The sequence below is a fragment of the Paraglaciecola sp. genome (assembly GCF_039964565.1).
Taxonomy (GTDB): domain Bacteria; phylum Pseudomonadota; class Gammaproteobacteria; order Enterobacterales; family Alteromonadaceae; genus Paraglaciecola.
The window spans coordinates 72142-85917 of record NZ_JBDVXF010000028.1; the positions used below are offsets into that span (position 1 = coordinate 72142).

Below are 13776 nucleotides of genomic sequence, written 5' to 3' on the forward strand. Positions count from 1 at the left end.
TTACATAAAAGAATAAATTGAGTTAGCAGTATAATAAGGTTCCGGCAATCGAATTTATCGTATGTTAATGGGATTTATCCTCAAACGTTAGGGGTAATTCAAATACACGTCCATTTCGATATTCGCTAGCTTTGCTTAACAATCTTGATTCAACTTCAAATAACTCATCCAAATCGATTGTGTAGCCTTGTAATCGTTTAATTATTTTTGCTGATAGGCCATCGCCATTATCTATTTGTGAAATAGTATTTTTTGCTTTACTGTAATCTCGATACTGCTGTTTCCAATACAGAGCTCTTTTAAGATCTTTATCACGATGTTCGCCTATTTCGAATTGGAAACTTAAACTATTCATTGCAGGTAGATATCCCGCTTCTGCGGAGCGCTCTAACATGGTTTTGGCATAATCTATTTTTCGTTTGAGTTCGAATGCTATAGTGGCAAATTGGAATTGAGCATAGTGAATATTACTTTTGGCTGCATTTTCAAAAAATGACATAGCTCTAACAAGATTCGGCTTAACACCGTATCCTGCTTTATACATTTCACCTAGCCTCATTTGGGTCACTAATTGATTCGATGAACTTTGATTGTTATTCACTATAAAATATGACTTAAAGTGATGTTGGCATTTTTCAGTCTGGCAATAGGATAAATCTTTTAATACCAAATATGGATATACGCCTTCTTTGCCATTTAACTGGATAACTTCATTTCTTGGTCTGGTTGAAACTCGGTATCTACTCTCAAAACCGCTCTTGTTGACAGGAAACTGCGCCAGCTCACGAGTCATAAACTCCTCTGCTGATAAATTAAACTCTGGCAAGGGATAGGAAAGGGCAAGTTCTTCAAAACGTAAGGCTTCTTCTGGCGTAATCACGCCAAATTCAGGGTTGCTGTATAATTTGCTGAGTAACCTGAGCGCTTCAGGATCGGGTTGTTCTCCTTTTACTGCTCTTCGTAAAAATATTGATGCGCTAATAGGTTCATTTTTATGTTCGAGTAACAGTTTACCCGCCATAACATTGGCATAAGATAACTCGGAAAATTTTGCAATCGTCTCAAACAAACGCATTGCTACCGTTAGATTCTGTTGAGTTCCATAACCAGCAAGGCTAAATTGGGTCGTGCGTAATCGTCCTAAAACACCCGTGTTTTCGGAGTGTAAACTTAAATATTGAAAATAAGTTTTGCGGCATTGCTCTGTATTACAGGCAGGTAATTCTGGCAAGCGACCATCGTTGAAGTCTGCCAATTTTGGTAAACTATAGTGATAGTTGAGGGAGTCCCCTAAAATTAACTTATAAGAATATTCACCTTTCACTGTATCGGATAGTTCAAAGTTTATATTGTCAATAGGTTTGTCGTTAGATGTTTCAAATTTAACTATTTGATCCAAGGTACGTCGGATATTTAGCTCAACCTTTCTGAGTAAACTTCGCGATTTTTGCAACGTCTCTGGGCTGTTGTTACTTTTTGTTGTGTTCGCTTCTTCAATGCTAATTTGTAACTGATAGGCTGGGGAATATCGCGTTGTCTTGGAAAAATCTATGCTTAAGGGGGTGTCTATCGCTGCAATCTTTAAAATCAGGGTATCGATAGCCATCAATTTGTTAAGTATATGGCTCAGCGTTTTATTGCTCTGTGATGTGACACTTATCCCGTTAATGTGGGTGATAATCATACCCGCAGTTAAGTTGGCGTAAGCGGCGGCACTGTTAGGACGAATAGATAAGACCTTTAGGCCTTGTGAATTAGGCTCAAAAATAACCCCGAGTGCAGCTGAATCATGTTTAAGGTATTGATATCGACCATTTAGTGCTGATAGGGGAATATTTTGCTCTTTCGCTTGGGTAATTACGTGAGAAAATTCATCCTTAAGTTGTGTCTTTAATGTATCAATTAATTCAAGTGATTGTTTGCTAAGTGTTTGAGCACTGACGTTTGTGTAAAATACCAACAGCGCTATTATGATGATTTTATACATGTTCTGCTCCTAAATTTGCTGTTGTGTTGCAGTCAATTGTGACTGTTTCATTTTTTTGAGTAGTGCATGACGTCGTTCCCACAATTTAAGCTTTTTCTCTGGTGATGAATTATTGAGATACGCTCTCTGGATAGCAGTCTCAATATCACTGAGTTCATCATCAAATTGCATTGTCATAAATACCTCGGTTGTGCCAATGTCATGACTATTTTGTTTAAAAACCTGGTTGTTTTTTTCAATTATCTGAACCAAGGCACTATACACATCGTCGTTCACAGGTGCCGTCACTCGCCACCAACTGATAGCTACTACAACTACGATAGACGCGGCCATAGAAACCAGCGAGGTACGCCACATAAAACCTCTATTATTTGAGGCAGTATTTAGTGATGTAGAAGTTTGCCTAGCGTTTAACTCGGTTTCAATTTTATGGGCAATAATTTCTGGCGCAGGTAATAACGGCAGCGCGGCTAACTGTTTACGGATTTGATCACGGTTTTGTAAGCGTTGCTGACAAAGTTCACAGCTTGTAAGATGAATGTGATTTATATCGTCAAGTACAAGTATTTGCTCATCTGTTAAATGATTAGACATGGGATACCTCAGATAATTGTTGTAACGAACGATAAGCTCGTAATACGGTTACCTTGGAAAAACTCACTGATTTGTTAAACATCGAAGCAATCTCTGCGTGGCTATAACCTTCTATTTCATAAAGCCATAAGACTGTTCGATGTTGATCGGACAACTTTTCTAATAATTGATGTAAATCAATCGATGAATCAAGCCATTGGTGAGTAAAAAGCGTGTTGGGGTGCTCAATTGGGGAGTCGTCAATATCAGTAAAACGCATTTCAAATTTCATACGATTAATGGTTTTATTTACGACGATTCGCTTCATCCAGCCGCCAAACTGAACCGACTGACCTTTAAAACTATGCAGTTTCTCAATCATTACTATAAATACCTCATGGCAAATGTCCGCAGCCAATGAAGCATCACCACTCAAACGGTAAGCTGTAGTGAAACACGCGTCAGCGTAACACTTATATAAATCTTTTAGTGTTTCGGGGTCTTGAGTTTTAGCCTGTGTTATAAACTCTTGGCTCACCTCCTGATTAAATCCCTTGTTACTGCTCATAGTGTCCTTAAGTGTCATGCTTTAAGGTTAAAGACATTTCAACCCTCACAATGGTTACAATTTGTTGAAAAAATAGTACAAGGCATGTGCCGTTGATCGTTAAATAGTAATCCAGCAGTTGTTCATAGTTTATTAAGGGGCAGGATAAATGAGCTTGATAAATTAGTTTGGTGAATTTGCATACGTGGAACCAAACTAAGGCATGATCTGTTTTAAAAAACGCTTTAACGCTGCGGGTTTTATGGGTTTTGGTAAGTAATGTAAATCTGCCTCTATAGCTTGGTTTCTTACTTCTTCGGTTCTGTCTGCACTGCTTAACACGCCAGGTACATTGACCTGCCAATTTGTTCGCAAAATTTGGGCGGCTTGTATGCCTGTTGCTCCGTTGTCTAAGTGGTAATCGAGAAACAACATATCAGGGCAACGAGTGCATTTTGTTAAAGCATCGTCGACGTTATTAAATGCAAAAATTGTTGCTCCCCAGCTTTTAAACAAATGTGTGACAGCCTGAATAGTATTCACATCGTTTTCGATGATCACTATCATTTTACCTTGAAGTAACACTGATGAATCGGCTGTGCTGTGAATTTGCAAAGAGTCGCTTTTAGTTAGTTTTGCTCCTCTAGGTACGGAAACTTCAAAACAGCTGCCATGGTCTAGTGTTGATGTTAATTTGATTGGGTGCTGAAGTAGGGTACTAATTCGCTCTACTATTGTTAGACCTAACCCTAAACCTTGGTTATTGTTTTGATTATCTAATTGATTAAATTCTTTAAATATTTCTTGTTGTTGATCTTTAGCGATGCCTCTCCCTGTGTCATACACCCTTATTTTAAGCTGTTGACTGTGCCGTTTTGCTACCACTAAAATTTTGCCAGAATCGGTATAACGAACCGCGTTAGATATTAGGTTTTGTAATACGCGTCTCAGTAACTTTTTATCTGACGTTATACAACATGAACAAGATACATATTTTAACTGAATTGTTTTCCGCTGCGCTAAAATGGAAAATTCGTGAACCAAAGGAGTTAACAATTCGCTTAGAGAGAAGTTCTGAATGTTTGGGGTTAACACACCCGAGTCTAAGCGCGTCATATCCAATAAAGTAGAAAGAAGTTCTTCAGCGTTATTCAACGACTGAATTAAGTTATGGCTCATGTCTGTAATGTCTTGATTCGGGGCTTTTTCTTTAATTAGAGAAGCGAATAAGCTTGCGGCGTTAAAAGGCTGCATTAGATCGTGGCCTGCCGCGGCCAGAAATTTACTTTTGCTGTCGTTTGCTTTTTCGGCTTCTTGCCGCGCTCCGTCAAGGGCTATGTTAGCCGTTTCCAATTGAGCGGTGCGTTCAGCAACCCGACTTTCTAGGTGTTGTTTAGATTGCTTTAGTTGCTGCTGAATATTGATGTGATCGGTGATATCACTATAAGTCGTAACAAACCCACCACCGGGCAATGGGCTGCCGTTGACTTCGATTGTTTGTCCGTTTTCTTGTTCCCGTAGAAATTTGTAATGGCTTCCAATACGCATGTATTGCATACGTTTTTCGATTTCGGAGTCTATTTTCGCCTTCTGGCCGAATAATCCTCGATGGGCGTTAAATAATAATAAGTCTTTAATTGGAATACCAACGCGAATCAAACTGGTGGGGTAATCGAACAATTCTACATAACGTTGATTCCAAGCGAGTAACGACAGGTTTACATCAACTACACATATACCTTGTTGAATATGTTCTACCGAGGATTGTAAAACCTCGTGATTAAAGTGAAATGTATGACTCGCTTCTTCGACTAGCTCCACTAACTCTTCAATGGCCACATCTTTTTTCTCGGCTATCGCAGAGAGTAAAATTCTCGCACTTACGTTACCCACTTGATTGGCTATCTCGTTCTCAATATTTGCTAATAATTTAGGGCTGGCGTAGGCCGATGATTGCTCGGTGGGAAGATTGTCGAGCAAGAACTGATGACGCTCTTTATCTAACACTTTTTCAGTAACCGCCAGTAGTTTAGATATTTTTGTCGCCTGATTTAAGGAAGAAAACGCGAGCTCTTTTTGTCCACTTATTTGTAGTTCTTTATTGGTGGGTAAAATCAGACTAAACACGATGAAACAAAACGTATTCACCAATAAACTCAATACAAATCCAGATGCGAGTTGTAAGTCGTCGGGTGGTGGATCAAAGTAGTAACTGGCTGTAATACTTGGCCACAGTAACCAATAAGCCCAACACAATGCCCCTGATACTAAAGCAATCATGGCAGCTGTTTTGTTACGCTTTCGCCAATATAAACCACCAATAATGATAGGAAGGGTTTGTGATAACAAAGCGATTGCTATTATGCCACTTTTTACTAGTGGTGCGGTTTGACTAATATCTAAGTGATATAAATAAGCAACACTCATTACTACTACTACTGTAGCGCGGCGCGTGAACAATACGGCTTTGGGAGTGAGGTTATGTTTTTGAAGGCGCTGTAGCTGTATTTTTAAGCGTAGCGGCGTGACTAAGTTATTGGAAATCATAATCCCCATTGCAAGGGTCGCCACTATTACCATGCTAGTGGCTGCTGATAAACCACCTATAAAAGAGATAAGCGCGACACTGTTACTGCCACCTTCTAAAGGCAATGCAAGGGCATAGATATCGGTATTAACCTCAGTGGATGCATCAAATATTATATGTCCTGCGATTCCAATCGGTAGAATAAACACTGTTATCAAACATAAATATAGTGGAAACATCCAGCGGGCGGTTCTAAGTTCTTCGCTGCCATTGTTTTCGACAAAGTTGATATGAAACTGGCGTGGTAAACAGAACATTGAACATACCCCCAATAACATGTGACTGAGGTATACCCAAATAGCGGAGTCAGATTGGATGATTTGTTGGCTTTTAGGATGTAATTGAGCTTGACCGAATAAGTCTAAAACACCGTTAAACATCACATAACAAACGTATACACCAACAATTAGCAGGGCCAGAAGCTTAACCACAGAAGCGAAAGCAACGGTTAGCATTAGACCAGGATGTTTATCGCTGGCGCTGAGGGATTGAGTCCCAAACAAAATAGCAAAAAGTGCCATGAAAATTGCGACATAGGCGCCTACATTGCCACTCCAGTTGACGTCTATACCCACTAAAATTGCCACACTTTGACTGACTGAATCAAGCTGTAATGCGATATAGGGAATCACTCCAACTAAACATAGGAGCGTGACTAATGCAGCGAGTAAGTATGATTTTTCGAAGCGTAAACTAATAAAATCTGCTAGAGAGCTGACCTGGTGTTGGTGGCACAGTAAACTGATTTTGCGTAATACCGGATGCGCAAATAGGAACACTAGTATTACACCTAAATATGTCGGCATAAAAGCCCAACCATATTGAGTCGCTTGGGTGGTAGTGCCAAAAAAAGCCCACGATGTGCAATGCACACCTAAAGCTAAACTGTAAATAAAGGGGTGTTGCTGCTGTCCTTTGTAGCGTTTATCTGCCCAAAACGCTAAGGCAAACAGAACTAATAGGTAGCAAAGTATTAGTGCAGAAACACTCCAAACATTTATCATAAGCTAAAAAAAATAATCTAATAATTCAGTACTTTACCCTTACTGAGGTAAATATGAAAGATGGTATATTGAGCGCTAGTCCTTAGTTTTTGAAGATAAATAGCAAAAACATCAATTATCTGCCCTTGAAGCTTATAAATGTAACCCCATTACTAGTGGCAGTTGAAAATTTGCTTAAAGAGTATACGGAGCTAAGCATGTCAAACGAACAAACAAATCAGCATGAAGAAGAGTTAGAAGCTGGTGTAGAAGTAGAGCAACAAGACGTTGAACAAAACGCTGAACAAGAAGTCGTTGAGTTGACTGAAGATCAGCAACGTATTGTTGAGTTGGAAGCCGCAGTTGTTGCTGCAGAAACTAAGTTTGCTGATCAACAAGATTCAGTTTTACGCTCGATTGCAGAAGCCGATAACGCTCGCAAGCGAGCTCAAGGCGAAATTGATAAAGCGCGCAAATTTGCATTAGAGAAGTTTGCCGGTGAATTATTGCCAGTAGCTGACAACTTAGAACGTGCGATACAAGTGGCTAATCCAGATGATGAAGCCATAAAACCAATTGTTGACGGTGTTGAGCTAACGCTTAAGTCATTTATCAGCACAATTGAAAAGTTTGGAATGACAGTGATTGACCCTCAAGGTCAACCATTCAACCCTGAACAGCATCAAGCTATGTCGATGCAAGAAAATGCAGAGTTGCCACCTAATACGGTCATGGCTGTAATGCAAAAAGGGTATGAGATTAATGGCCGTTTGTTGCGACCTGCCATGGTAATGGTGACGAGAGCGCCAGAGGGCGGCGTAGATACTCAAGCTTAATTTCCGTTCTTATTTTATAAGTATGGTGTGAGCAAAAATAATTAAGGTTTTGTGAGGGTTTATTTTCAATAAGATGTTGAAAATCTAAATAATAACCCCACAAAGTGTACAAGCTTTTAAGAACAATTTTTTGGAGACAAACTAATGGGTAGAATCATTGGAATCGATTTAGGTACGACTAACTCTTGTATAGCAGTATTAGATGGCGACAAAGCCAAAGTATTAGAAAATGCAGAAGGGGATCGTACTACTCCTTCTATCATCGCTTACTCAAATGATGGTGAGATCCTAGTTGGACAACCAGCTAAGCGTCAAGCGGTGACTAATCCACAAAATACTTTGTTCGCAATTAAACGCTTAATTGGTCGTCGTTGGGAAGATAAAGAAGTACAACGAGATATCGACATCATGCCTTTCAAAATTGTTAAAGCTGACAATGGTGATGCATGGGTAGAAACCAAAGGCGAAAAAATGGCACCACCGCAGATTTCTGCTGAAGTGTTGAAAAAGATGAAGAAAACCGCCGAAGATTACTTAGGCGAAGAAGTCACAGCTGCCGTTATTACAGTACCTGCCTACTTTAACGATTCACAGCGTCAAGCGACTAAAGATGCTGGTCGTATTGCTGGTCTTGAAGTGAAACGTATTATCAATGAGCCGACAGCAGCAGCACTTGCCTACGGCATGGACAAGAAAAAAGGCGACAGCGTTGTTGCTGTTTACGATTTGGGTGGTGGTACTTTTGATATCTCAATCATCGAAATTGATGAAGCTGATGGTGAACATACCTTTGAAGTTTTAGCGACCAACGGTGACACGCACTTAGGTGGTGAAGATTTTGATAACCAAGTCATTAATTACTTAGTAGATGAGTTTAAGAAAGACTCAGGTATGGATTTACGTAAAGATCCTCTTGCGATGCAGCGTTTAAAAGAAGCCGGTGAAAAAGCCAAGATTGAATTATCTTCTGCGCAGCAAACTGAAGTGAACTTACCTTACATTACTGCTGATGCGTCTGGTCCTAAGCACCTTACTATTAAGTTGACCCGTGCAAAACTTGAGTCACTAGTAGAGTCAATGGTTAAGGCTACACTAGAGCCGCTTAAGAAAGCCCTTGCTGATGCAGATTTGTCTGTAGGTGATATCAACGATATTATTTTGGTAGGTGGTCAAACACGTATGCCTTTAGTTCAGAAATACGTCACTGAGTTTTTTGGTAAAGAGCCACGTAAAGATGTTAACCCTGATGAAGCAGTAGCAGTCGGTGCAGCCATTCAAGGTGGCGTGTTGTCTGGTGATGTGAAAGACGTATTGTTACTTGACGTCACGCCTCTTTCTTTAGGTATCGAAACTATGGGTGGTGTAATGACTACTCTAATCGAGAAAAATACCACTGTACCGACTAAAAAGTCTCAGACTTTCTCGACAGCAGAAGACAACCAGTCAGCGGTAACAATTCACTGTCTGCAAGGCGAGCGTAAGCAAGCGTCAGGTAATAAATCTTTAGGTCAGTTTAATTTAGAAGGCATTCGTGCGGCACAACGTGGTGCACCACAAATAGAAGTGACTTTTGATATTGATGCTGATGGTATTTTACATGTATCAGCGAAAGACAAAGATACAGGTAAAGAACAAAAAATCACTATCAAAGCCTCTTCTGGTTTGACTGATGAAGAAGTAGAACAAATGGTTCAAGATGCTGAAGCAAACAAAGATGCGGATGTGAAATTTGAAGAACTTGTTCAAGCTCGTAACCAGGCTGATGGTTTGATTCACGGAACACGTAAACAAGTTGAAGAAGCTGGTGATGCGTTAAGTGAAGAAGATAAAGCTGAAATTGAAACCGCTGTCGTTGCGCTTGAAGAAGCAGTGAAAGAAGGTGATAAAGAAGCGATTGAAGCGAAAACTCAAGAGCTTATTCAAGCGTCTGCCAAATTAATGGAAGTGGCTCAAGCTAAAGCTGCCTCTGAAGGCGCCGCTCAAGGTGGCCCAGAAGCAACTGATGCAGGTGCTAAATCACAAGATGATGATGTGGTTGACGCTGAGTTTGAAGAAGTAAAAGAAGACGAAAAGAAATAATTTTTTCGACTTAAATGGCTGACTCCTTATTGAGTTGGCCTAGCTCGGCGCAACAGTGAACTCTGGTTGCGCCGTGTTTGTATTAAAAGCTAGTCATTTTATGGCTATGGCAAAATAAGAACTAGATACCGCAGGATAACGAATCGAGATGTCGAAGCGAGATTATTATGAAGTGTTAGGTGTTGACAAAAGTGCCACCGAACGCGAGATAAAAAAGGCTTATAAGCGCCTAGCGATGAAATACCACCCAGATAGAACTCAGGGTGACAAAGCTATGGAAGAAAAATTTAAAGAAGTGCAAGAAGCTCACGAAATGCTTACCGATTCGCAGAAACGTGCAGCTTACGATCAATACGGACATGCCGGAGTTGATCCTAATCGCGGCGGTGGTGGTCATGGCGGTGATTTTGGCGATATATTTGGTGACGTTTTCGGTGATATTTTTGGTGGTGGAAGAGGAGGCGGTGGTCGTCAATCTCGGGCTCGCCAAGGTTCTGACCTGCGTTACAACTTAGAGCTTTCTTTAGAAGAAGCGGTGAAAGGCAAAAATGTCGAAATTCGCGTACCAACCTTAGTTGGTTGTGAAGTGTGTGATGGCTCTGGTGCAAAAAAAGGCTCAAGCCCGACTACTTGTCCAACCTGTCATGGTCAAGGTCAAGTGCAAATGCGTCAGGGATTCTTTGCTGTTCAGCAAACTTGTCCCACTTGTTCAGGCAAAGGCAAAATCATCTCTGATCCTTGTAAAGCTTGTCACGGTCAAGGCCGTGTTGAAAAAACGAAAACCTTATCGGTTAAAGTTCCAGCCGGTGTGGATACGGGTGACAGAATTCGTTTATCTGGCGAAGGTGAAGCTGGTGAAATGGGCGCACCAGCAGGTGACTTATATGTGCAAGTGCATGTGCGTGAACACAAAATATTCACCCGTGAAGGTAACAACTTGTACTGCGAAGTGCCTTTAAGTTTCACACGAGCCGCTTTAGGTGGTGAAATTGAAGTCCCTACCTTAGAAGGCAAGGTTAAATTAAAGGTTACCGCTGAAACTCAAACGGGCAAAATGTTCCGTTTGCGAAACAAAGGGGTTAAGTCAGTACGTAGTGGTAGTGTTGGTGACTTAATTTGTAAGGTGGTCATTGAAACACCTGTTAATCTAAGTGCTCGTCAAAAAGAGTTGTTAGATGAATTGGAAAGCTCAATGGGAACAGGCAAAGACGTTGCTAAAAACCGTCCCAAAGAAAGTGGCTTTTTTGATGGTGTGAAGAAGTTTTTTGATGATTTAACTAATTAATTTAGCCATCACCAATTGATTTTAAAGCCGCTATTTTAGCGGCTTTTATTCATCTGAAAAATTCATTAAGGACGTGTGACAAAGATAGCTAACATGCATTCTTTGTAAATATTAAAACTAAATAAAAAGGAAAAATTATGCGCAAGATTGTATCTATATTGGTTGTATTAGGATTGTCTTTACCTATATTAGCTGAGCCTGCAAAACCAGAAAGTGTCCAAAAATTAATGGACATTTCCGGAGCGGGAGCATTAGGTGAAATGATGATGAGTCAGATGATGCCTGCTTTAAAACAGTCTATTCCCGACGCTACGGAAGAGTTTTGGCAGGATGTGGCTGCAGAAATGAATTTTGACCAATTGATAACGAGCATCATTCCCGTGTACCAACAACACTTGAGTGAAGAAGATATCCAAGCAATTCTAGCGTTTTATAATACACCGTCAGGCAAAAAACTTATCTCATCGCAGCCGTTAATAATGCAGCAATCAATGCAGATTGGTCAACAATGGGGCCAAAGTGTATTTATGAAAGTTATGGAAAAACACGCAGCCCTCAAAAATAACGCTTCTCAATGAAGTTATCGGGTTAGCGACATGTTGTAATATATAGCCGCTAAATTAAGCGGCTTTTTATTACATCCAAGATTTTTTACTGGACTCAACCTGATAAAGTCCTTGGTCAATTAATTCGTAGGCTAATGTTTGATTAATCATCGGGACCGTTAATGAGCCGGAGGCGAGCACGAATTTGACAGTGGCTAATTGTCGTCGTTTCATAAGCAAGTTTTGTTTGAACTGAATCTGCTGAAGTTTATAGATAGGAAAACAATAGTAATCGACACCTAGTAAACCTTTCCTTAGGTAAACAAAATTTTTATCTTTAGCGATACCCCAACGTTTCCAACGTAAAATAACTAACCCACATAGGGTCACAAACAAAATGCTCACCAACAGAGCTAACATTGGTTTCCCATTTAACAGTGTAAAACTTAGCGCTATTAGCCACACAGGCATAAAAATATAAACAATATTACGGAAAATAAAGCGTTTACTAATGGCATCAAACTCATGGTTATTGACTAAAACATTAAGGGAGTTATCAGGGTAGGCGTCATCTATCAGTGCTTGAGACTCATAGGGTTTAATAGAGGGGACAATTATTTTACTGCTGGAAGCGGACGAATCGAGGTTTTTGCCAAAGGAACTACTTTGTTCAAAATAGAGGTTAATTCGTTTTAGTAATACGTCTAACCAATCTTGTTTTTGCACCACCATTTGCAAACGACTCAAACTCATACTGACTTCGTGTTTGGTGAATAGACCGCTACGTCTTATATATTTGTCAGCGAGTTTATTTAGGGTGTAACCATAGAAACTAATAATTGCGCCTATTACTGAAAAGCTCACTAATAGCAACATGAATAACATAGTGAATGAAAGGGCATACAAGGCTACTTCGAGTATTGAATGGCTTTGTAGACTAAATAACTCGGTTAAATTAATCCCTAAACTCGTCAAGCTTTCGCCAATATAGTTGAATATTCTGTCGTAAAAGGGAGCTAATCCTCCTAAAAATATCCAAATTCTATTACTGGTAATACCGTGAATGACCAGATCAGATAATTTTCGGCGGTTGAGCACTATTTCCTGCGTAGTGTTGTTTGCTGCAGATTCACTTTGAAACTCGTTACTATCAGCTGTAGGGTGCTGTTGCTTGTTGAGTGCTTCGCTATTTTGTCCGTGTTGTTGTATTTGGGTTTTTAGCTGTTGCGCATAATCTAGTTTTATCGCTATTAATTTGGCTTCATTTTTAGCCGAGCCAGCGGTATCGAGTTTTAAACAAGCATGACCGCTAAAACGGTAATATATAGGTTGTTCTATTTTGACATTCTGAACTCGAGAAAAGGGTAGGTTTAGATACTTTTTGCTGAAAATCCCCGAACGGATTTCGATATTATCGTCTGTTAGCCGATAGCGATAGACTTTGAAACTAATAAAGGCGAAAACTGAAAGCAAGGCCAATGCTAATAAAATACCGGGTAACCAAACAAAAGGGTGTTCGAGTATACTTTTATAACTCACTGCAATTGCTGGTATCAAAAAGATAATATTGCTAAAGAGATGTTTAAATACACTTACCCCAAAATATAAAATCGCTATTGGCGACAAAACTTGCCATTTGTCTAAATTGTGAAAATTATCTGTGGACCCTGTGTCATCGATTGAAGATACCTTGTTTTCACTATCCATGTTTGACCACATCTTTGTGTTGCAATATAAATTGACGTATCTGTTGTGCTCTTTCCACGGGTAACCCAGGTATTTCGAAGGTATGCATTTCGCCCCCAGCACTGAAAACTTGTAACTTGGCTATACCTATTTTTCGTTCAATAGGGCCTCGTTTTAGTTCCATGTGTTGAATTCGGGTAATGGGTTGACTCACTACTTTTCGAAAAAACAAACCGCTGGAATAATGTAAATCCAAATCCCTCAATGCATAAGATTTAACGTTATCTCCAGCGTATATGAACCAAGTGAAAAGAGCACCTAAGCAAGCAACCGCCCAAGTAAAGTAAGGCAAAAAACTTTGTAAGCCAGCTGGTAAATCAACAAATGGTTGCAAATAAATAAACGACGCAATAAAACAAACAACCAAGATAACGCTTAAATTTATTACACGGTTGATGGGAGCATATCTTTCAGATAGAGGTTGTTGCTCTAGTTTTGATATTGTGGGTAGTTGCTCAATAGTAACGTTTGAGTTACTAAAATTACTTTCTGGCATGAGTAGTCCATAAAAAGGGTAAAATTATTGCAATAAAACCAATACTATATGACTTTACCGATAAGTGCTGCCTCGCTTATACAAAGCAGAGGTTAGTTATACAAAAAAAGTT

10 protein-coding genes are annotated in these 13776 nt (G+C 39.8%); 4 read left to right on the forward strand and 6 right to left on the reverse strand.

Going from position 1 to position 13776, the window contains the following annotated elements:
• Positions 1 to 64: 64 nt before the first annotated feature.
• The 4 genes from ABJK37_RS11150 to ABJK37_RS11165 all read right to left on the reverse strand — a co-directional run bounded on the left by ABJK37_RS11150 (position 65) and on the right by ABJK37_RS11165 (position 6698).
• Positions 65 to 1987 (reverse strand): hypothetical protein, encoded by a 1923-nt coding sequence (locus ABJK37_RS11150; RefSeq protein ID WP_348353334.1) that lies wholly within the window; start codon positions 1985 to 1987, stop codon positions 65 to 67.
• A gap of 9 nt (positions 1988 to 1996) precedes the next feature.
• Positions 1997 to 2581 carry a hypothetical protein gene (locus ABJK37_RS11155; protein WP_348353337.1) on the reverse strand — a complete coding sequence of 195 codons (585 nt, stop codon included), beginning with the start codon at positions 2579 to 2581 and terminating at the stop codon, positions 1997 to 1999.
• Positions 2574 to 3128: a sigma-70 family RNA polymerase sigma factor gene (locus ABJK37_RS11160; RefSeq protein WP_348353340.1), complete on the reverse strand. Its 555-nt coding sequence runs from the start codon at positions 3126 to 3128 to the stop codon at positions 2574 to 2576. Before ABJK37_RS11160 ends, ABJK37_RS11155 begins: the two co-directional genes overlap by 8 nt.
• A 195-nt stretch (positions 3129 to 3323) precedes the next feature.
• Positions 3324 to 6698 carry a PAS domain-containing hybrid sensor histidine kinase/response regulator gene (locus ABJK37_RS11165; RefSeq protein ID WP_348353343.1) on the reverse strand — a complete coding sequence of 1125 codons (3375 nt, stop codon included), beginning with the start codon at positions 6696 to 6698 and terminating at the stop codon, positions 3324 to 3326.
• Between the two features lie 197 nt (positions 6699 to 6895).
• Here ABJK37_RS11165 and grpE point away from each other — a divergent pair, with 197 nt between their 5' ends.
• The 4 genes from grpE (at position 6896) to ABJK37_RS11185 (ending at position 11455) form a co-directional block, all read left to right on the forward strand.
• Complete coding sequence (grpE, locus tag ABJK37_RS11170; protein ID WP_348353346.1) at positions 6896 to 7513, forward strand: nucleotide exchange factor GrpE; 618 nt, start codon at positions 6896 to 6898, stop codon at positions 7511 to 7513.
• A 144-nt stretch (positions 7514 to 7657) separates the two neighbouring features.
• The gene (dnaK, locus tag ABJK37_RS11175; RefSeq protein ID WP_348353349.1) at positions 7658 to 9592 is read left to right on the forward strand and encodes a molecular chaperone DnaK; all 1935 of its coding nucleotides are present in this window, start codon (positions 7658 to 7660) and stop codon (positions 9590 to 9592) included.
• Between the two features lie 148 nt (positions 9593 to 9740).
• A complete protein-coding gene (gene dnaJ / locus ABJK37_RS11180; protein ID WP_348353352.1) occupies positions 9741 to 10877 on the forward strand; it encodes a molecular chaperone DnaJ in 1137 nt (378 codons plus the stop codon).
• Positions 10878 to 11014: 137 nt separating this feature from the next.
• Positions 11015 to 11455, forward strand: coding sequence for a DUF2059 domain-containing protein (locus tag ABJK37_RS11185; RefSeq protein WP_348353355.1), 441 nt, complete (start codon positions 11015 to 11017; stop codon positions 11453 to 11455).
• Positions 11456 to 11512: 57 nt separating this feature from the next.
• On the opposite strand, the gene ABJK37_RS11190 is transcribed toward ABJK37_RS11185, so the two are convergent.
• Together ABJK37_RS11190 and ABJK37_RS11195 are read right to left on the reverse strand one after the other, a co-directional pair.
• Positions 11513 to 13129, reverse strand: coding sequence for a PH domain-containing protein (locus ABJK37_RS11190; RefSeq protein WP_348353358.1), 1617 nt, complete (start codon positions 13127 to 13129; stop codon positions 11513 to 11515).
• Entirely contained in the window at positions 13122 to 13664 is a 543-nt protein-coding gene (locus ABJK37_RS11195) for a PH domain-containing protein (protein ID WP_348353361.1), read from the reverse strand. The genes ABJK37_RS11190 and ABJK37_RS11195 overlap by 8 nt, the downstream gene beginning before the upstream one ends.
• Positions 13665 to 13776 lie beyond the last annotated feature (112 nt).